The following is a 19,501-nucleotide window of genomic DNA, read 5'->3' on the forward strand; positions in this document are numbered from 1 at the left end:
ATGCTGCGCCAGAGCGTCGCCGCCCTGGTGGCCAAGCATGCCGGCCCGGCCGCGGTGCGCGCGGCGATGGAGTCCGAGCGCGGGTACGACGAGTCGCTGTGGCGGCTGCTGTGCGAGCAGGTGGGTGCCGCCGCCTTGGTGATACCCGAGGAGCTGGGCGGTGCCGGCGGTGAATTGGCCGATGCGGCAGCGGTGTTACAGGAGCTGGGGCGGGCGCTGGTGCCCTCGCCGCTAGTGGGCACCACCCTGGCCGAGCTGGCGCTGCTGGCCGCGCCCGAACCGGACACCGACACCCTCGAACGCCTCGCCGCGGGCGACTCGATCGGAGCGGTGGCATTCGACGCCGACTACGTGGTCAACGGCGACATCGCCGACGTCGTGGTGGCCGCGGCCGACGGGCAGCTGAGCCGGTGGACGCGATTCACCGCCCAGCCCGTCGCCACCATGGACCCCACCCGCCGGCTGGCCCGGATCCGGCCCGACCAGACCGAGGGCATCGGCCCCGACCCCGGCCTCGCTGACAGCGCGGCCGTGCTGCTGGCGGCCGAGCAGGTCGGCGCGGCCGAGCGCTGCCTGGAACTCACCGTCGACTACGCCAAGAACCGGGTGCAGTTCGGCCGGCCGATCGGCAGCTTCCAGGCTCTCAAACATCGCATGGCCGACCTGTACGTCGCCGTCTCCGCGGCGAAGGCCGTGGTGTCCGAAGCGTGCGCCGACCCCACGCCCACCAACGCCGCCACCGCACGGCTGGCCGCCACCGACGCGCTGCAAGCCGTGGCCGCCGAGGGAATCCAGCTGCACGGCGGCATCGCCATCACCTGGGAACACGACATGCACCTGTATTTCAAACGCGCGCACGGCAGCGCGCACCTGCTCGCTTCGACGCGAGAGTTGCTGCGCCGACTGGAATCCGAGGTGCTGACGACCTCGTGAACGGTCACGTCTCGCTGCGCGCCGGCATCCCGCCGTTCTATGTGATGGACGTGTGGCTGGCCGCCGCCGAGCGCCAGCGCAGCCACGGCGACCTGGTGAACCTCTCGGCGGGTCAGCCCAGCGTGGGCGCTCCCGAGCCGGTGCGCGCGGCCGCGGCCGCCGCCCTGCACCTCAACCAGCTCGGCTACACCGTGGCGTTGGGCGTGCCCGAGCTGCGCGCCGCGATCGCCGCGGACTACCGGCGCCGGCACGGGATCGACGTCGAGCCCGACGCGGTCGTCGTCACCACCGGCTCCTCGGGCGGGTTTCTGCTCGCCTTCCTGTCGTGCTTCGACGTGGGCGACCGGGTGGCGCTGGCCAGTCCCGGTTATCCGTGCTACCGAAACATACTGTCCGCGTTGGGTTGTGAGGTGGTGGACATCGCCTGCGGACCGCAGACCCGCTTCCAGCCCACCGCACAGATGCTCGCCGAGCTCGACCCGCCGGTGCAGGGCGTGATCGTGGCGAGCCCGGCCAACCCGACCGGGACGGTCATCCCGCCGGACGAACTGGCCGCCATCGCTTCCTGGTGCGAGGCCTCCGGGGCCCGGCTGATCAGCGACGAGGTCTACCACGGCCTGGTCTACGATGGGGCGCCGCAGACCAGCTGCGCGTGGCAGACATCGCGAGATGCCTTGGTGGTCAACAGCTTTTCCAAATACTTCGCGATGACGGGCTGGCGGCTCGGCTGGTTGCTGGTGCCGACCGAGCTGCGCCGCGCGGTGGACTGCCTCACCGGCAACTTCACGATCTGCCCGCCGGTGCTGTCCCAGCTCGCCGCGGTCGCCGCGTTCACCCCCGAGGCGATTGCCGAGGCCGACGGCCACCTGCGGCAGTACGCGGTCAACCGGTCGCTGCTGCTCGACGGACTGCGCCGGATCGGTCTCGACCGGCTGGCGCCCACCGACGGTGCGTTCTACGTCTACGCCGACGTCTCGGACTTCACCGCGGACTCGCTCGGGTTCTGCTCGGAGCTGTTGGCCGACACCGGCGTTGCGATCGCTCCCGGCATCGACTTCGACACCGCGCGCGGCAATTCGTTCGTCCGGCTGTCGTTCGCCGGACCCTCGAGCGACATAGAAGAGGCGCTGCGGCGCATGGGCCCCTGGCTCGCCGCGCGCTAGCCGCCGAGGAGCGTGTCGAGCCTCCGTCGAGATCGACGTTTTGCAGGGAAAGTTCGAGAAGGGCACTGCAGAAGGTCGATCTCGCGCACCGACGCGTCCGTGCCCGCTGTCAGCCGCCGAGGAGCCTGTCGATGCGCGCCTGAAGCGCGGCGCGCTCGCCCACGTGGATGCCGAACCGGTCGCCCAGGGCGTCGACGACGGCGGCCGCGTCGGGCAGGAGGCGTTTCTCGCTGCCGTCGGCCCGGTGCCAGGTGAGCTCGCGGCCGGCCAGGTTGACCCGGCCGTCGTCGGTGACCAGTGCGGCCATCAGGCCGGTCACGAAGATCGACGACGGGTGCGTCGAGACGAACCAGCTGCCCACCTGCAGGTCGACATCCGGCTCGGTCCGCGTGGTGAACTCGTAGAGCGGTTGCCATTCGCCGCGCACCATGGCCTGCAACAACAGCCCGTCGCCGCGGTCCTCCAGCCGGTAGGGCTCGTGCGTGGTCTGCTGGACGCTGCCGGTCTCGATGCGCAGGGGCGAGGGCGGCGTGAGGCCGCCGAAGCCGACATCGACCAGATAGGCCCCGCGGGCACCGGGGAACCGCACCGCCAGCAGGGTGTGCGTCCGCGTCGGGAAGGGCGCATCGGGCGGGCGCATCCAGAGCACCCGGGCGCCCAGGCGCCGCACCCGGAAGCCGAGTTCGGCCAGCACGTATCCCATCAGCCCGTTCTGCTCGTAGCAGTAGCCGCCCCGCCGCCGGCGGACCAGCTTGTCGTAGAGGGACGCCGCGCTCAGGTCGTCGACGGGCACCCCCAGCAACGGGTCGAGGTTCTCGAACGGAATCGCCCTCGCGTGGGCCGACACCAGCTCCTGCAGCACCTGCAGGCCCGGCTCGGCGGGGCCGCAATAGCCGACGCGGGCGAAATACCCGTTCAGATCCAGAGTCATACAGCCATTCTGCTGCCGGTCCCGGCCGCCGCGCGCCCGCGGAGCCGCTTCGACAGGTCATACCCGCGGGGGTATTATCGCGAACATGCCTGACGTCGACCTCTACCTGGATCCGGTGTGCCCGTTCTCCTGGGTCACCTCGCGCTGGCTGCTCGATGCCGCGCACGCCACCCACACACCGGTCACCCTGCGCCAGATGAGCCTGGCCGTTCTCAACGAGGGCAAGGAACTCGAGGGCAAGCAAAAGCGCATGATGGAACGGTCACGACGGCTGGGGCGCCTGTTCGCCGCGGTCGTCGGCAAGCACGGACAGGACGCGTTCACGCGCCTCTACGACTCGCTGGGCGCCCAGATCCATGTGCGCGAGGACGAGCTGACCGGCGGCGAGATCAGGGAGATACTGGCCAAGTGCGGACTTCAGGAATCGCTCGCCGACGCGCTCGACGACAGCGGTTTCGACGCGGACGTCAAACGTAGCCACCAAGCCGCCCAGGACACACTCGGCGGCTCCGCCGGCAGCCCGATCATCGTGGTGGACGGCCGCGGGTTCCACGGCCCGGTCATGACACGGATCCCCGGCAACGAGGACGGCGTCCGCCTGCTCGAAGCGGTGCTCATCGCCGCGCAGACACCCGAATTCGCAACACTGCAACGGCCCGTGCAGGGGCCGCCGACGCTCGAGGAGGAGCCCCGCTGATGTGCCACCCCGTCAAATGCCGCACCTGCGGGAAAACGACATGGTCCGGGTGCGGAGCTCACGTGGAGCAGGTCCGCCGGACCGTGCCGGCAGCACAGTGGTGCCCGGGCCATCCGAAGGAGCCCGGGCAACGCTGGTGGCAGCGCGGCCGGAACTGACCGTCGCCTCCGGCTTTTTGGCGGGCTACTCGACCTGCTGAGCGGAGGCGTGCTGAATCGGATCCTGGTCGAGGGTGAAGCCCCAGGAGCTGTTGGACTCGGCGTGCTCGAAGCCCTCGCGGGTTCCCCCGCCGTCGCTGCCCGACTCGCCGAACGTCCCGGAGTCGGCGACGTAGGCGTGCCCCAGCTTCTCGTCACCGGGCAACTTTCCGGGCGGGAAGTTGTCCTCGATGGCCGACAGCGCGGCCTCGAACATCTTCTGGTGGGCGATCTCGCGGGTCATCAGGAAGTTCAACGTGTCCTTGGCGCCGCTGTCGTCGGTGAGCTTGATCAGCCGCTCGTAGACGATCTTCGCCCGCGCCTCCGCTGCGATGTCCGAGCGCAGATCGGTGGCCGGCGAGCCGAGGGTGTCGATGTATGCGGCGGTGAACGGCGCCCCCTGCGAATCGGTGAGCCGCGGCCCGCCCCCGCCCAGCACGTTCGCCCCGCTGTTGAGCGCCACGGTCGCGGAATCGGGCATCTTGCCGTCCAGCAGCTCACCGAGGTAGGTGCCCTCGACCTGGTCGACCAGCTCCGAGGGCGAGCCCTTCAGCAGCATCGACAGCATCTGGGCCACCATCTCGAGGTGCGAGAGCTCTTCGGTGGCGATGTCGAGCAGCATGCTGCGCCGCGGTCCGTGCGGCTCGTTCCAGCCCTGCAGGAAGTAACGCATCGCCGCCGCGAGCTCCCCGTTGGGGCCGCCGAACTGTTCCAGCAGGAGCTTGGCGAATGCCGGGTCCGGGTCGTCGACCCGAACGGTGTACATCATCTTGGTGTTGTGCAGAAACATCGAGCACTCCTCAACAGCTCAGCGGAGATGGGTGGGTCCGTATAGCCCCTAGGGCTGTAAGGGCAGTACCCGGCGCGGGAAGCCTCAATCCACGCGCAGCACGTACTATCTACGTACGTAGGTAGTACATGGATCGGATGGGAAGGACTCCTTGATGGCACGCCTTTCGGCCGCCCCGCTCGTCGCCCTCGCCGTCGCGGCGCTCATCGCGGCATGCGGCTCCCCCGCGAAGCCTTCTGGAGCGCCGAACGCGCCCGCTTCGTCCCCGCACGCTGCCGCCGGCCAGGCTACCGGGGTGCCGGCGCAGCTGCAGTTCTCCGCCAAAACGCTGACCGGACAATCCTTTTCCGGAGAAAGCCTGGCGGGGAAGCCGGCGGTGCTGTGGTTCTGGGCGCCGTGGTGCCCGACGTGCCAGCAGGAGGCCCCGGTCCTGGCCAAGGTCGCGGCGGCCAACCCGCGCGTGACGTTCGTCGGGGTGGCGGCGCGCGACCAGGTGTCGTCGATGCAGTCCTTTGTCGACAAATACCACCTCGGCGGGCTCACCCAGTTGGCCGACACCGACGGGACGGTGTGGGCCAAATTCGGCATCACGCGCCAACCCGCGTGGGCGTTCGTCAGCGCCGACGGCAGCGTCGACGTCGTCAAGGGCCGGCTCACCGAATCCCAATTGACCGAGCGGATCGGCGGATTGGTCAACCGGTGATCGACACCGCCGCGCTGAGCTTCGCGCTGGGCGCCGGGCTGGTGGCCGCGCTCAACCCCTGCGGCTTCGCCTTCCTCCCCGGCTACCTGGGGTTGGTGATCGCCGGCAGCCACGACATCTCACGCCCGGCGGCCCTGCTCCGCGCCGCCGGGGCCACCGCCGGCATGTCGCTGGGCTTCCTGACCGTGTTCGGCACCTTCGGCCTGGTGATCTCACCCGTGATCGCCTCGGCACAAAGGTATCTGCCGTTCGCCACCGTGGTGATCGGGCTGCTGCTCGTCGGCGTGGGAATCTGGCTGGTGGCCGGCAAGGACATCGCTGTCGTGCTTCCCAAGCGCTTCGGGGGCACGCCGACGGGACGGCTGGGATCGATGTACGGCTACGGCGTGGGCTACGCGATCGCCTCGCTGTCGTGCACGATCGCACCGTTTCTCGCGGTGATCAGCATGACGTTCAAACAGGGCTCGGTGCTCTCCGGCGTGCTGGCCTTCCTCGCCTATGCCGCCGGCATGACCATCATGGTGGGGGTCGCGGCGCTGGCCGTCGCGCTGGCCGGTTCGTCGGCCACCGCGGCGTTTCGGCGCGTGCTGCCCTTCGTCGGCCGGATCGCCGGCGTGGTCGTGCTGCTCACCGGCCTGTACGTGGCCTACTACGGCTACTACGAAATCCGGTTGTATTTCACCGATGCCGGCGCCGACGACCCGGTGGTCGGGGCCGCCGGCGACGTGCAGAGCCGCCTGGCGGACTGGGTCAACGGCCTGAGCCCGTGGTTGCTGCTAACCGCGGGTGCGGCGCTCGTCGCCGTCGGCGTGGGCTGGCATGCCGTGGCCCGGTGGCGCACCGGCCGGCCGGGCACCGGCGCCGAGGTGGTCACAGCTGACAGGCCAGCGCCACCACCGCCGGGGTGATCGAAGCGAGACATATTGCCGCACAGAGCGTCACGCGCTCCCGCCACCGCGTGCGGCGGGAGACAGGAATCGCCAGACGCGCGACGCGGGCCAGCGTCGCGGTGCCCGAAGCGCCCAACGCCGCCGAGGCCAGTGCCGGTGAGTCACCGCTGAGAGCCAGCAGGCCCCGCAACACCGGCATCTTCCCGTGTAGCCGCACCGCGCTGTCGTCGGCGCACATCTCGAGCAGGCCGGCAGCGGCTTCGGCGGCCGCGGGGAACAACGCCCACCGCGGCAGGCTCGCGGCGATCGCGCGCAGCACCATCAGGACGTCGTGGTGGCGCCCGGCCAGGTGGGCGTTCTCGTGGGCCAGCACGGCGGCCAGCTGCACCTCGTCGAGCCTGCCGAGCGCCGCGGTGGTGACGACGACGACGGAGTGCGGCCGGTCGGTCACGCAGTAGGCCGCCGCCTGCGGCGCCGCAACCACGACGACGCCGGGCCGGTCACCGGGGACCCCGACCACCCGGGCGGTCGACGCGTGCAGCCGGCTCCGCGCTCGTTGCCGCCGCATCTGACGACCGATACGCCAGCCGGCGACGGCGGTGACCACCACACCGGCCACCCACAGGCACACCGCGAGAGCCGAGGCGGCCGCGCGCGGCAACCCCAGTGCGCCGCTGACGCCCAACACCTTCAGACACAGGGTCAGTTCCCCGTGCCGCCACATGCTTTGCGCCGCCGCGACGCCCAGGACGGCGAGCGCGCCGAACCACGCCCCCAGCGCGGCGACCACCGCCGTCAGCCAGGACGCCAGCGCCAGCCGAGGATGCGCGCCGATGCCGGTGACCCGGCGCAGCAGCCGCGGCCCCAGCCAGGCCAGCCCGCACCCGTACCCGAGCAGCAACAGGGCGGCGTTCACGACCCGGGCCGATCGTCGATGATGCGCCGCAGGAAGTCGCGGACCCGCAGCGACTCGCCCTCGTCCATCTGTTCGAGGAAATGTGTCAGCACCAGGTCGGAGTCACCGCCGGCGGCGAAGGCGTCCCGCATCATCGTCGCGGAATGTTCCTCGCGGGTCATGGTCGGCCAGTAGCGAAAGGCCTTTCCTGCCCGTTCCCGTTGCAGCCAGCCTTTGCGGTGCAGGTTGTCCATGGTGGACATGACGGTGGTGTAGGCGATCCGCCGGTCGCGAGCCAGGTCGTCGAAAATGTCGCGGACGGTGACAACCTCGGCGCGCTTCCACACGCGGTCCATGACGACCGCCTCGAGTTCGCCGAAGCGCCGAACGCGCACAGCCGCAAATCCTACCTGCGCAGCCGGCGGGCCCGCCGACGGCACTCGTGGGCGATCTGCCCCTCGCGCGCACACAACATGCCGAAGGTGAAGCCGTTCTCCCCCGAAACGTCCCCCGCCGCGGAGCCCATCCTGCGCAGGACTTGCTCGGCGACCGTGGTGTCCTGATGCTCACCGAGCAGGTTCTGGATGCGCTTGTAATGCTTGATGGTTCGCCTCGCACGCTTCGGCTTGCCCAGGGGCCGGCACAGTTCGGCGGCATAGCGGGCGCCTTTGGCGGCTTTGCGCGCCCGGTGCAGCATGGCGTCGTCCTCGGACTCGAGGGCTTCGGCCAACCGCCGATCGGCCTTGCGCCGGGCCGGTACGGCCTTCTTTCGCAGCGCGCCGGCGGCGACGGTGCCGTCCAGCGGCATCTCGGCGGCCCAGCAGTGATGGGCGATGTCGCCCACCAATATCCGGTCGATCTGCTGGTTCAGGTAATCGGCCGGCGCCGCGGTGGCCGGCGACGCCGCGGCGGGGGCTTCGGTAGCACTCATTGCGACGTCGCGTCACCCCCGAGTACACCCGCTAGACATCGCAGCGCCAGCCGGTGTTAACCCCCCCGTTACGGGCTACAGCCAGGTGTCCTGGGTGGTGGTGGTCAGGAACGCTTCCAGGTCGTCACGCCATTGGGCCGGCGTCGTCTTGTCGGGTTCGATGCCGGTGTACTCGCCGCGGTAGAACAGCAGCGGCCGCGGCTTGATCTTGGGCGCCTCCGACAGCGAGCGGACCGCGCCGAACACCACGAAATGATCGCCGCCGTCATGCACGGAGGCCACGGTGCAGTCGATGAAGGCCAGCGATCCGTCGATGATCGGTGAACCGAGTTCCGAAGGGTGCCAGTCGATCCCGGCGAACTTGTCCGGCTCTTTGGACCCGAACCGGGCCGAGACGTGCCGTTGCTTCTCGGTCAGCACGTTGACGCAGAACCGCCCACTGGCCTCGATCGCCTGCCAGGACCGCGACACCTTGGTCGGGCAGAACAACACCAGCGGCGGGTCCAGTGACAGCGCGGCGAAGGACTGGCAGGCGAAGCCGACCGGGACCTCGTCGTGCACCGTGGTGATGATGGTGATGCCCGTGCAGAACTGCCCCAGCACCTGCCGGAAGGCGCGTGGATCGATGGAGTCCGCCACAATCAGCCCCGGATCAGCCGCTCATCCCGACCGTGAAGTCGTGGCCCCACAGGCTCACCGCGGTGCTTTCCCGGGCGATCCAGTCGTTGTCGTCGACTTGCCTTCCCTCACAACCGAACTCGACGTCGAAGCCGCCGGGCGTCTTCATGTAGAACGACAGCATCAGGTCGTTGACGTGACGGCCCAGGGTGGCCGACATCGGCACCTTGCGGCGCAGGGCCCGGTCCAGGCACAGACCCACGTCGTCGGCGTTCTCGACCTCCATCATCAGGTGCACGATGCCGCTCGGCGTCGGCAACGGCAGGAAGGCCAGGCTGTGGTGGCGCGGGTTGCAGCCGAAGAAGCGCAGCCAGGCCGGCGCCCCGTCGGCGGGCCGGCCCACCACCTGCGGCGGCATCCGCATCGAGTCGCGCAGCGTGAAGCCGAGCACGTCGCGGTAGAAGTGCAACGCCTCGTCGTCGTCGCGGGTGGACAGCACCACGTGCCCCAGGCCCTGCTCGCCGGTGACGAACCGGTGGCCGTACGGGCTGACCACGCGGCGGTGCTCCAGCGCCACCCCGTGGAACACCTCCAGGCAGTTGCCGGACGGGTCGGAGAACCGGATCATCTCGGCCACCCGTCGGTCCGCCAGCTCGGCGGCCGTGGCCTCCTTGTAGGGCACGCCCTCCACGTCGAGCCGGTTGCGGATCTCCTGCAGCCCCTCGGCGTTGGCGCACTCCCAGCCGGCCTCCAGCAGCCGGTCCTGCTCGGCGGGCACGATCACCAGCCGGGCCGGGAAGTCGTCCATGCGCAGGTACAGCGCCCCGTCGGTGGTGCCGCTGCCCTCGACCATGCCGAGGACTTTGAGGCCGTACTCGCGCCAGGCCGCCATGTCGGTGGCGCCGATGCGCAGATAGCCCAGCGACCGGATGCTCATTTCGCGCCTCCCAGGAAATCAACGGTCAGCTTGTTGAACTCGTCGAACTTCTCCACCTGCGCCCAATGCCCACACTGCCCGAACACGTGCAGCTGCGCACGCGGAATCGTCTTCAGCGCCACCAGCGCGCCGTCCAGCGGGTTGACGCGGTCCTCGCGCCCCCAGATCAGCAGGACGGGCTGCCGCAGCCGGTACACCTCGCGCCACATCATGCCGAGTTCGGCGTCGGCCCCGGCGAACGAGATGCCCATCGCCCGGGTCGCCGTCAGCGACTCCGGCGAGGCGGCCAGGGCGAAACGCTCGTCGACCAGCTCGGGGGTGATCAGTTTCTGGTCGTGGACCATCACCCGCAGAAACGCCTCCAGGTTCTCGCGGGTGGGCTCCATGGAGAACTTGCCCAGCCGCTTGACGCCCTCGGTCGGGTCGGGCGCGAACAGGTTGATACTCAGCCCGCCGGGGCCCATCAACACCAGGCGGCCGGCGCGGTCGGGATAGTCCAGCGCGAACCGCACCGCCGTGCCCCCGCCCAGCGAATTGCCCACCAGCGGAACGCGACCGAGTCCCAGCTGGTCGAACAGCCCGTTGAGCGCTCGTGCGGCGTAGCGGTTGAACTGCTCGTGCTCGGCGCGCTTGTCGGAGAGGCCGTAGCCGGGCTGGTCGACGGCCAGCACGTGAAAGTGACGCGCCAGCACCGGAATGTTGCGCGCGAAGTTCGTCCAGCTCGCCGCGCCCGGGCCGCCGCCGTGCAGCAGCACCACGGTCTGGTCGTGGCCGGCACCGGCCTCGTGGTAGTGCAACCGCAGCAACCCGTCCACGTCCACCTCCACGAACCGCGAGGTGGACTCGAACGTCAGCTCCCCCGTGACGGTCATGGCCTAGACCATGGTGTCGCCGGGGGGCAACCCGAACTCGTGGTTGCCGAAGATCACGTACGCGCGCTCGGGGTCGTTGGCGGCGTGCACCCGCCCGGCGTGCGCGTCGCGCCAGAACCGTTGGATCGGAGCGTCATTGGCCAGCGCGGTGGCACCGGATGCCTCGAACAGCCGGTCGATGGAGGCGATCGAGCGGCCCGTGGCGCGCACCTGGTCGCGGCGAGCGCGGGCGCGCAGCTCGAACGGGATCTCCTTGCCCGCGGCCAGCAGCGCGTACTCGTCGCCCACGTTGCCGATCAGCTGGCGCCACGCCGCGTCGATGTCGCTGGCCGCCTCGGCGATGCGCACCTTGGCGAACGGGTCGTCCTTGGCCTTCTCCCCGGCGAACGCCGCGCGCACCCGCTTGCCCTGATGCTCTACGTGCGCGTCGTAGGCGCCGTAGGCCATCCCCACGATCGGCGCCGAGATTGTGGTGGGATGCATCGTGCCCCAAGGCATCTTGTACACCGGGGCGGAGTTGGTCCGGTATCCGCCCGCGGTACCGTCGTTCATCGCCTTGTAGGACAAAAACCGGTGCCGGGGCACGAAGACGTCCTTGACGACCACGGTGTTGCTGCCGGTGCCGCGCAACCCGACGACATGCCACACGTCGTCGATGCGGTAGTCGCTGATCGGGATCAAAAAGCTGCCGAAGTCCACCGGCCGGCCGTCCTTGATCACCGGCCCGCCCAAAAAGGCCCACGTCGCGTGGTCACAACCCGACGACCAGTTCCACGAACCGTTGACCAGGTACCCGCCGTCGGTGACGACGCCGGCGCCCATCGGCGCGTACGACGACGAGACCCGCACGTTGGAGTCCTCGCCCCAGACATCCTCCTGGGCCTGCTGGTCGAACAGCGCCAGGTGCCAGTTGTGGACACCGATGATCGAGCTCACCCAGCCGGTGGAGCCGCACGCGCTCGCCAGTCGGCGGACCGCCTCGTAGAACATGGTGGGGTCGCACTGCAGCCCGCCCCACTGCTCGGGCTGCAACAGGGTGAAGAAACCGATGTCCTGCAGGTCCTGCACGGTCTCGGCGGGCAGCCGCCGCAGATCCTCCGTTGCCTGCGCACGCTCCCGAATCCGCGGCAGCAGATCATCGATGCCGGCCAAGACCGACTGCGCATCGCGCTGTTGAATGGACGTCACTTAGGGTGCCTCCTGAGCCAAACTTACGCAGTGGACTTACACCAGAGACTAGAACACGTTCCGATTCGTGTCGAGCAGGGTATTCCTGCGGCTGGTAGCGATACGGATCCACTTTTCTGTAACATGTTCTAGTTGTGACGAGAGGGAGGATGGGTCTTGGTCGAGACGAATCTCGACGAGCCACTCGGCGACCACGTCCTTGAGCTGCAGATCGCCGAGGTGGTCGATGAGACCGACGATGCGCGGTCGCTGGTGTTCGCGGTGCCCGAGGGCTCGAGCATCCCCGCGGAGCGGCTGCGGTACGCGCCGGGGCAGTTCCTGACGCTGCGCGTCCCCAGCGACCGCACCGGCTCGGTGGCGCGCTGCTACTCGCTGTGCAGCTCGCCGTTCACCGACGACGCGCTCGCGGTCACCGTGAAACGGACCGCGGACGGCTACGCGTCCAACTGGCTGTGCGACCACGCACACCCGGGCATGCGGATCCATGTCCTGGTGCCGTCGGGCACCTTCGTGCCCAAGACGCTCGACGACGACTTCCTGCTGCTGGCCGCCGGCAGCGGCATCACGCCGATCATGTCGATCTGCAAGTCGGCCCTGGCCCAGGGCAGCGGGCAGGTGACGCTGCTGTACGCCAACCGCGACGAGGGCTCGGTGATCTTCGCCGACGCGCTGCGCGAGCTGGCCGGCAAGTATCCCGACCGGCTCACGGTCGTGCACTGGCTGGAGACGCTGCAGGGCCTGCCCGGCGCGACCGCGCTGGCGAGGCTGGCCGCCCCCTTCACCGACCGGCCGGCGTTCATCTGCGGACCCGGTCCGTTCATGGACGCGGCGAGGCAGGCCCTCGAGGCGCTGCACGTGCCCGCCCGGCAAATCCACATCGAGGTGTTCAAGTCGCTGGACTCCGACCCGTTTGCGGCGGTCACACTCGACGACGCCGGCGCGGGCGATGCGGGGCCGCCCGCCACCGCCGTGGTGGAGCTCGACGGCCAGACCCACACCGTGTCGTGGCCGCGCAACGCCAAGCTGCTCGACGTGCTGCTCGCCGCGGGGCTGGACGCCCCGTTCTCCTGCCGGGAGGGCCACTGCGGCGCGTGCGCCTGCACCTTGCGCAACGGCAAGGTCACCATGGAGGTCAACGACGTCCTCGAGCAGCAGGATCTCGACGAGGGACTCATCCTGGCCTGTCAGTCCCACCCCGAATCCGATTCGGTGGAAGTCACCTACGACGAGTAGTCGCGGAGTTAGATTCACCTGGAATCAGCAACCCGGGAGGGGGAGCACATGAAGCGGCTGGTGGCGGGATTCGCAGTCGTCGGCGCCGCGCTCGCGCTCGCCCCGCTCGCCGGCGCGGCGAGCAACACCGCCACCACGCTGTTCCCGTTGGACGGCCCCAATCAGCTCGAGACGCACACCTTCCTCAACTGCTTCACCTCCGATGGGCACTGCGACTTCACCGCCGGGGCGGACATGCGCACGCCCGAGGGCGTCACCGGCTTCCCGCCCGGACTGTGGGCCCGCCAGACCACCGAGATCCGGTCCCCGAACCGGATGGCCTACCTCGACGCGCACGCCAACGGCCAGAACGAGCGGGTCATGAAGTCCATGGGCACCGACGAGATCACCGACATCTACTTCGGCGAGGGACCGCCGGACAAGTACCAGACGACCGGCCGCATCGACTCCACGGACTGGTCGACGGGCCGGCCGAAGACCGACGTCAGCGTGATCGTCTGCACGCACGTGCAGGTCGTGTATCCCGGGGTCAACATCACCTCGCCCAGCACCTGCGCGCAGACGACGTTCTCCTAGGTCCTCAGACCGTGGACCGGGAGCAGGTCAGCCTCACCGGCACGCAGCAGACCGCGCTGGTCACGCTGTACGGCAAGGCGCTGGACAGCCGCCGGCCGGATTCCATCCTGGGCGACCGGCAGGCCGACGAGGCCCTGCGGCGCATCGACGTCGACGCCGGCGGGTTGCGGATGCGCCGGCGCGATGAGAAGTCCGTCGCGGTGCGGGCCAAGGCCTACGACCAACGGGTGCGGCGGTTCCTCGACGACCACCCCGACTGCGTCGTGCTGCACCTGGGCTGCGGGCTGGACGCCCGGGCCGACCGCGTCGACCCACCGCCCACCGTCGAGTGGTACGACGTCGACCTGCCCGACATCGTCGCGTTGCGGCGGCGGCTGTTCGGCGAGCGCGCCCACGTCCACACCCTCGGCGTCTCGGTCGCCGACACCGGCCTGCTCGACACGATCCCCGGGGACCGGCCGGTGCTGGTGGTCGCCGAGGGTTTGACACCGTACCTGCGCCGCGCCGACGGGCTGGCGATGCTGCGGCGCATCGTCGACCATTTCCCGGCGGGGGAAATGCTGTTCGACGCCTACAGCCGGGCAGGGGTATGGATCCTGCAGCGCTATCCCCCGGTGAAAGCCTCCGGCGCCCAACTAAACTGGAGCATCGACGACCCGCGCGAGCTGGAACGGGCCGTGCCGGGGCTGGTGTTCGACGGCGAATGGTGGTTCGCGGACCCGGTGGAGTTCAGCCGGTACTACTCGCCGCTGTACTGGTGGATCACCCGGGCGCTGTTCCGGATTACCCCGGTACGACGCCTCGGCCGCGGGCTGACCTACCGCTTCGGGTCAGCGCGCGGCGGTGGCGTGTAGCTGCTCCCCCGGAAATCCCTCGGGTGCAACCGGCTTGGCCGCGCCCAACTCCCGCGTCAGGAAGCCGGTGAGTTCCCCGATCGCGCTCATCAACGGGGCCGGGAACACGATGGTGGTGTTCTTCTCCACGCCGAGTTCGAGCAGGGTCTGCAGGTTGCGCAGCTGCAGCGCCAGCGGATGCCGCATCATCGTGTCGGAGGCGTCGCCGAGCGCGGCGGCGGCGCGCGCCTCTCCTTCGGCGGCAATGATTTTGGCCCGCTTCTCCCGCTCGGCCTCGGCCTCGCGAGCCATCGCGCGCTTCATGCTGTCGGGCAGCTGGATGTCCTTGAGTTCCACGAGGGTGACCTCCACGCCCCACTCGACGGTGGTGGTGTCGAGGATCTGGCGGATGCTGCCGTTGATCTTCTCCGTCTGGGCGAGCACCTCGTCGAGGGAGTGCTGCCCGACGACGTTGCGCAGCGTGGTCTGTGCGATCTGATCGATTGCGGCGCGGACGTTTTCGATGACCACGACGGACTTGCGGGCGTCGATCACGCGGAAGTAGGCGACCGCGGCGATGTCGACGCTGACGTTGTCCCGGGTGATGATGCCCTGGGACTGGATCGGCATCGTCACGATGCGCATCGAGACCCGCCACAGCCGGTCGATGACCGGGACGATGAACCGCAACCCGGGTTCGCGGACCCCGATCACCCGGCCGAGACGGAAGTGCACGCCCCGCTCGTACTGCTGCACCACCCGGACCGACGCGGCGAGCAAAAGCATGCCCACGAAGACGACGATCGCGGTGGCGACCATGGCGTCATAGCTCACAAGCATCAACGCTAGAAGCGCCGCCGCCGGCCGTCAGCAGCCACAAGTCCCGAGCCGCATGGCCGAAAGGCCCTCGCCGTCAGCGGGGCAGCCCGAGCAGCCGCTCGGCGGCGACCGTGAGCAGGATCTGCTCGGTGCCGCCGGCGATGGTGAGGCAGCGGGTGTTGAGGAAGTCGAACACCGCCTGGTTGTGGACCAGCCCGCCGCCCTCGCTCACGTCCATCATGTATTCGGCCAGCGCCTGCCGGTAGCGCACCCCGATGAGCTTGCGCACGCTGGACTGGGCCCCGGGATCCTGTCCGCCCACGGCGAGCTGGGCGATGCGCTGGTCCAGCAGCGAGCCCGTCTGGGCCAGGACGATGAGCCGCGCCAGCCGGTCCTGCTGGGCCGCGTCGAGGTCGAGCGCGGCCAGCACTGCGAGCAGCTCTTCCATCGGGTTGCCCAGGGCGGTACCGGTGGCCATGGCCACGCGCTCGTTGGCCAGCGTGGTGCGCGCCAGCCGCCAGCCGTCGTTCACGGAGCCGACCACCATCTCGTCGGGCACGAACACGTTGTCCAGGAACACCTCGTTGAACAACGAGTCGCCGGTGATCTCGCGCAACGGCCGGATCTCGATGCCGGGCGATTTCATGTCGACCAGGAAGTAGGTGATGCCCTTGTGCTTCGGGGCGTCGGGATCGGTGCGGGCCAGGCACACGCCCCAGTGCGCCTTGTGCGCCGCCGACGTCCACACCTTCTGCCCGGTCAGCGCCCAGCCGCCGTCCACCCGGACCGCCTTGGTGCGCAGCGAGGCCAGGTCGGATCCGGCGCCCGGCTCGGAGAACAGCTGGCACCAGAGGATTTCGCCGCGCGTGGTGGCGGGCACGAACCGTTCGATCTGCGCCTGGGTGCCGTGCTCGAGGATGGTCGGGGCCGCCCACCACCCGATCACCAGGTCGGGGCGGACCACCCCGGCGGCCGCCATCTCCTGGTCGATCAGCAACTGTTCGGCCGGGGACGCGCCGCGCCCGTACGGCGCCGGCCAGTGCGGCGCCTGCAGGCCCGCCTCGGCCAACGCCACCTGACGCTTCTCCTCGGGCAGCGCGGCCACGCCGGCGACGGCGGCGGCGATCTCCGGCCGCAGTCCCTCGACGTCGGTGAGGTCAATCCCCAGCCGGCGACGCACCCCGCCCTGGGTCAGTTCGGTGATGCGGCGCAGCCAGTGTTCGGCGCCGCCCAGGAAGCGCCCGATGGCGTGGGCGCGGCGCAGGTAGAGGTGCGCGTCGTGCTCCCAGGTGCAGCCGATGCCGCCGAGCACCTGGATGCAGTCCCTGACGCTCGCCGTCGCGGCGGCGATCCCCTCGCTCGCCGCAAGGGCCGCCGCGATCGCGAACTGGGCCTGATCGGGGTCCCCGGCGGCGCGCGCGGCGTCGGCGGCGGCCACCTCGGCCTGCTCGGCCCGGCACAGCATCTCCGCGCACAGGTGCTTGACGGCCTGGAAGCTGCCGATCGGCTTGCCGAACTGCTCGCGCACCTTGGCGTAGGCGACCGCGGTATCCAGCGACCACCGGGTCACGCCGGCCAGCTCGGCGGACAGCACCGTCGCGGCGAGTTCCCGGACGCGCCGCTGCGGCACCTCGAGCGCGGTGCACGGCGCCGACGTCAGCACCACCCGGGCCAGCGGCCGGGAGAAGTCGGTGGCGCGCAGCGGCTCGATCCGCACGCCCTCGCTGCCGGTGTCGACCAGCAGCCACCTGTCATCGGCCGGCACCAGCACCACGCCGCCCTCGGCGGCGCCGAGCGCCCACGGCAGCGTGCCCGACGCCCGTGCGGCGCCGGCGTCGAACCGCACGTCGCCTTCCAGGGCCAGCCCGGCGAAGCGTTCACCGCAGGCCAGGGCCGCCAGCATCTCGGGGTCGGTGACCACCAGCGTGGCCAGCGCGGTGGTCGCGACCGGCCCGGGCACCAGCGCCCTGGCCGCCTCTTCGACCATCGCGCACAGGTCCTCGATGCTGCCGCCCGCTCCCCCGCATTCCTCGGCGACGGCCACGCCGAAGATGCCGAGGTCGGCCAGGCCCGCGAACACCGGCCGCCAGGCGTCGGCGCTGCCCTGCTCGACGGCGCGGATCGCCGCGGTCCCGCCCGGGCCCGAGGTCGCGTTGCGGGCCCAGTCGCGCACCAACTCACGGGCCGCGAACTGCTCGTCGGTGACGGTCGCTACCACGTGTGAGCCCTCCGTGTCGTGTTCCGGGGTGACGAATCCGGCGTTGACCGACGGTCCGCATTGTCCGATTCCTCCGCGGGTTGCTACGCAACCCGCATCGTCATCAGACTAGAACGTGTTCTAATAGTGCCAGCGATCGACCGTCAAGTAAAACTGCATTACAGCAGCACATATGGCTGTCCCGGCGGTACGGAGGTGGGAAATTCACACTCAGCGTGCGTATCGTTTGCAAGCGAGCCGCCCACGGGAGGAGCAATCCGTCAGATGCCAGCCAACACGAACTCGGGCCGAGTGTCCGACTCGCAGCCGCGCGAGGTCATGAACGTGGCGGTCCTGGCCGAGTCCGAGCTCGGTTCGGAGGCGCAGCGGGAGCGCCGCAAGCGCATCCTCGACGCCACGATGGCCATCGCGTCCAAGGGCGGCTACGAGGCGGTCCAGATGCGGGCGGTCGCGGACCGCGCCGACGTCGCGGTGGGGACGCTGTACCGGTACTTTCCCTCGAAGGTGCACCTGCTGGTGTCGGCGCTGGGCCGGGAGTTCAGCCGCATCGACGCCAAGACCGACCGCTCCGCGGTGGCCGGGGCCAGTCCGTTCCAGCGGCTGAACTTCATGGTCGGCAAGCTCAACCGGGCGATGCAGCGCAACCCGCTGCTCACCGAGGCGATGACCCGCGCCTACGTCTTCGCCGACGCGTCCGCCGCCAGCGAGGTCGACCAGGTCGAGAAGCTCATCGACTCGATGTTCGCCCGGGCGATGGCCGACGGCGAACCCACCGAGGACCAGTACCACATCGCCCGGGTCATCTCGGACGTGTGGCTGTCGAACCTGCTGGCGTGGCTCACCCGGCGCGCTTCGGCGACCGACGTCAGCAAGCGCCTAGACCTGGCGGTGCGACTGCTGATCGGTGACACCGAACGGGCGCCTTAGCCGGGCGGACCGACGGTCCGGCCCCGGATCAGCTCGGTATCCAGCAGGTCGACGACCGGCAGCCCCGTGCGCGGTGGCCGCAGCAACAGTTCACCGGCGCGGCGCCCCTTGCGCAGGCTCGGCTGCACCACCGTGGTCAAGCCCCGGCTGAGCGCCTCGGGCACCCCGTCGAACCCGGTGACGCTCAGCTGGCCCGGCACGTAGATGCCGTGCGCCCGTAGGTAATCCATGGCTGACAGGGCCAGCACGTCCGCGGTGCACATCAGCGCGGTGATCCGCGGATTGGCCTCGAGCGCCACCCGCGCGGCGTCGCCGCCCGACTCGGGCAGGTGTTCGTAGCTTTCCACCACGGTCAGCGACTGCGGGTCCACACCGGCGTCGCTCATGGCCTCCCACACGCCGAGGATGCGTTCGCGCTGCACGTCGAAGTCCGGCGAGCGCAGCCGGTCGGTGTCGACCAGGCCCTGCCGGCGGTCCCGGCTCAGCCGCATGGTCAGCAACCCGATCTCGCGGTGGCCAAGCCCCACCACGTACTCGGCGAGCTCGCGCATCGCCGCCCGGTCGTCGATGCCCACCCGGGACACCCCCGACAACCCCTTGGGCTGGTCGACCACCACCACGGGCAGGCGGCGCTGCAGCACCACCTGCAGGTAGGGATCGTCGTGGCAGACCGAATACACCACGAAGCCGTCCACACTGGCGGCCAGCACCGCGGCGGTGCCGTCCTGCAGGCTGCGGGTGGGGCCGACGGCCACCAGCAGCAGGCCCTGCCCCAGCTCCTCGCAGGACTGCGCGACTCCCGCGACCAGGTCCCGCGCCGCCGGGTCGCTGAAGAAGTACGTCAGCGGTTCGGCCATCAGCAGGCCGACGGCGCCGGCCTTGCGCGTGCGCAACGATCGCGCGACCGGGTCGGGTCCCGGGTAGCCCAGCCGCTTCGCCGCGGCCAGCACGCGTTCGCGCAGGGCGGCGGAGAGCTGATCCGGCCGGTTGAACGCGTTGGAGACGGTGGTGCGCGAGACCTTGAGTTCGTCCGCCACCGAGGCCAGGGTCGCGCGCCGGCGCGGGGTGGGGCTCACGTTCGGTGAGGCTACAGCGGATCACCGTCGGCACCTAGGAGGCTTCGCGCCGCCACTTTGTAATGGAAACGATT

The 19,501-nt window shown here is 70.0% G+C and carries 21 protein-coding genes; 9 read left to right on the forward strand and 12 right to left on the reverse strand.

Annotated features, from left to right (window positions below; all coding sequences use genetic code 11):
• On the forward strand, positions 1–933 hold the full coding sequence (ipdE2, locus tag ACJ512_RS27135) for an acyl-CoA dehydrogenase IpdE2 (protein ID WP_369741407.1): 933 nt from the start codon (positions 1–3) through the stop codon (positions 931–933).
• Between the two features lie 44 nt (positions 934–977).
• Positions 978–2,096, forward strand: a complete 1,119-nt coding sequence (locus ACJ512_RS27140; RefSeq protein WP_369741406.1) for a pyridoxal phosphate-dependent aminotransferase — start codon at positions 978–980, stop codon at positions 2,094–2,096.
• A 109-nt stretch (positions 2,097–2,205) separates the two neighbouring features.
• On the opposite strand, the gene ACJ512_RS27145 is transcribed toward ACJ512_RS27140, so the two are convergent.
• Entirely contained in the window at positions 2,206–3,027 is an 822-nt protein-coding gene (locus tag ACJ512_RS27145; RefSeq protein ID WP_369736727.1) for an arylamine N-acetyltransferase family protein, read from the reverse strand.
• 85 nt (positions 3,028–3,112) lie between these two features.
• Between ACJ512_RS27145 and ACJ512_RS27150 the strand changes: the two genes are divergently transcribed.
• Positions 3,113–3,724: a mycothiol-dependent nitroreductase Rv2466c family protein gene (locus tag ACJ512_RS27150; RefSeq protein WP_369736726.1), complete on the forward strand. Its 612-nt coding sequence runs from the start codon at positions 3,113–3,115 to the stop codon at positions 3,722–3,724.
• Positions 3,725–3,907: 183 nt separating this feature from the next.
• Here ACJ512_RS27150 and ACJ512_RS27155 read toward each other — a convergent pair whose 3' ends face one another.
• Positions 3,908–4,711, reverse strand: a complete 804-nt coding sequence (locus ACJ512_RS27155) for a manganese catalase family protein (RefSeq protein WP_407685762.1) — start codon at positions 4,709–4,711, stop codon at positions 3,908–3,910.
• 154 nt (positions 4,712–4,865) lie between these two features.
• Between ACJ512_RS27155 and ACJ512_RS27160 the strand changes: the two genes are divergently transcribed.
• The gene (locus ACJ512_RS27160; RefSeq protein ID WP_407685761.1) at positions 4,866–5,414 is read left to right on the forward strand and encodes a protein disulfide oxidoreductase; all 549 of its coding nucleotides are present in this window, start codon (positions 4,866–4,868) and stop codon (positions 5,412–5,414) included.
• The gene (locus tag ACJ512_RS27165; RefSeq protein ID WP_407685760.1) at positions 5,411–6,322 is read left to right on the forward strand and encodes a cytochrome c biogenesis CcdA family protein; all 912 of its coding nucleotides are present in this window, start codon (positions 5,411–5,413) and stop codon (positions 6,320–6,322) included. The genes ACJ512_RS27160 and ACJ512_RS27165 overlap by 4 nt, the downstream gene beginning before the upstream one ends.
• Here the strand turns inward: ACJ512_RS27165 and ACJ512_RS27170 are convergent.
• The 7 genes from ACJ512_RS27170 to hsaA form a co-directional block, all read right to left on the reverse strand.
• Entirely contained in the window at positions 6,285–7,220 is a 936-nt protein-coding gene (locus ACJ512_RS27170; protein WP_407685759.1) for a M48 family metalloprotease, read from the reverse strand. The genes ACJ512_RS27165 and ACJ512_RS27170 overlap by 38 nt on opposite strands.
• Complete coding sequence (locus tag ACJ512_RS27175) at positions 7,217–7,594, reverse strand: BlaI/MecI/CopY family transcriptional regulator (protein ID WP_407685758.1); 378 nt, start codon at positions 7,592–7,594, stop codon at positions 7,217–7,219. The genes ACJ512_RS27170 and ACJ512_RS27175 overlap by 4 nt, the downstream gene beginning before the upstream one ends.
• An 11-nt stretch (positions 7,595–7,605) precedes the next feature.
• On the reverse strand, positions 7,606–8,130 hold the full coding sequence (locus ACJ512_RS27180) for a CHAD domain-containing protein (protein ID WP_407685757.1): 525 nt from the start codon (positions 8,128–8,130) through the stop codon (positions 7,606–7,608).
• A 75-nt stretch (positions 8,131–8,205) separates the two neighbouring features.
• Entirely contained in the window at positions 8,206–8,769 is a 564-nt protein-coding gene (gene hsaB, locus ACJ512_RS27185) for a 3-hydroxy-9,10-secoandrosta-1,3,5(10)-triene-9,17-dione monooxygenase reductase subunit (RefSeq protein ID WP_369736720.1), read from the reverse strand.
• Between the two features lie 13 nt (positions 8,770–8,782).
• Positions 8,783–9,685, reverse strand: coding sequence for an iron-dependent extradiol dioxygenase HsaC (gene hsaC / locus ACJ512_RS27190; RefSeq protein WP_407685756.1), 903 nt, complete (start codon positions 9,683–9,685; stop codon positions 8,783–8,785).
• Positions 9,682–10,557, reverse strand: a complete 876-nt coding sequence (hsaD, locus tag ACJ512_RS27195) for a 4,5:9,10-diseco-3-hydroxy-5,9,17-trioxoandrosta-1(10),2-diene-4-oate hydrolase (RefSeq protein WP_407685755.1) — start codon at positions 10,555–10,557, stop codon at positions 9,682–9,684. The genes hsaC and hsaD overlap by 4 nt, the downstream gene beginning before the upstream one ends.
• Positions 10,558–10,560: 3 nt before the next feature.
• On the reverse strand, positions 10,561–11,745 hold the full coding sequence (gene hsaA / locus ACJ512_RS27200; protein WP_407685754.1) for a 3-hydroxy-9,10-secoandrosta-1,3,5(10)-triene-9,17-dione monooxygenase oxygenase subunit: 1,185 nt from the start codon (positions 11,743–11,745) through the stop codon (positions 10,561–10,563).
• A gap of 156 nt (positions 11,746–11,901) precedes the next feature.
• Here hsaA and ACJ512_RS27205 point away from each other — a divergent pair, with 156 nt between their 5' ends.
• The 3 genes from ACJ512_RS27205 to ACJ512_RS27215 are packed head-to-tail and all read left to right on the forward strand — an operon-like array spanning position 11,902 to position 14,408.
• Positions 11,902–12,978, forward strand: a complete 1,077-nt coding sequence (locus tag ACJ512_RS27205; RefSeq protein ID WP_407685753.1) for a 2Fe-2S iron-sulfur cluster-binding protein — start codon at positions 11,902–11,904, stop codon at positions 12,976–12,978.
• 48 nt (positions 12,979–13,026) lie between these two features.
• Entirely contained in the window at positions 13,027–13,554 is a 528-nt protein-coding gene (locus ACJ512_RS27210) for a hypothetical protein (protein WP_407685752.1), read from the forward strand.
• An 11-nt stretch (positions 13,555–13,565) separates the two neighbouring features.
• Complete coding sequence (locus ACJ512_RS27215) at positions 13,566–14,408, forward strand: class I SAM-dependent methyltransferase (protein WP_407685751.1); 843 nt, start codon at positions 13,566–13,568, stop codon at positions 14,406–14,408.
• Here ACJ512_RS27215 and ACJ512_RS27220 read toward each other — a convergent pair.
• Positions 14,385–15,206 carry a slipin family protein gene (locus tag ACJ512_RS27220; RefSeq protein WP_407685783.1) on the reverse strand — a complete coding sequence of 274 codons (822 nt, stop codon included), beginning with the start codon at positions 15,204–15,206 and terminating at the stop codon, positions 14,385–14,387. The genes ACJ512_RS27215 and ACJ512_RS27220 overlap by 24 nt on opposite strands.
• 94 nt (positions 15,207–15,300) lie before the next feature.
• Positions 15,301–17,424 carry an acyl-CoA dehydrogenase family protein gene (locus ACJ512_RS27225; RefSeq protein WP_407685750.1) on the reverse strand — a complete coding sequence of 708 codons (2,124 nt, stop codon included), beginning with the start codon at positions 17,422–17,424 and terminating at the stop codon, positions 15,301–15,303.
• A 324-nt stretch (positions 17,425–17,748) separates the two neighbouring features.
• Between ACJ512_RS27225 and kstR the strand changes: the two genes are divergently transcribed.
• A complete protein-coding gene (kstR, locus tag ACJ512_RS27230; RefSeq protein ID WP_407685782.1) occupies positions 17,749–18,351 on the forward strand; it encodes a cholesterol catabolism transcriptional regulator KstR in 603 nt (200 codons plus the stop codon).
• Here kstR and ACJ512_RS27235 read toward each other — a convergent pair.
• Entirely contained in the window at positions 18,348–19,427 is a 1,080-nt protein-coding gene (locus ACJ512_RS27235) for a LacI family DNA-binding transcriptional regulator (RefSeq protein ID WP_407685749.1), read from the reverse strand. The two genes, kstR and ACJ512_RS27235, sit on opposite strands and share 4 nt — an antisense overlap.
• Positions 19,428–19,501 lie beyond the last annotated feature (74 nt).

It is taken from the genome of Mycobacterium cajalii, assembly GCF_045809005.2.
Lineage (GTDB): Bacteria > Actinomycetota > Actinomycetes > Mycobacteriales > Mycobacteriaceae > Mycobacterium.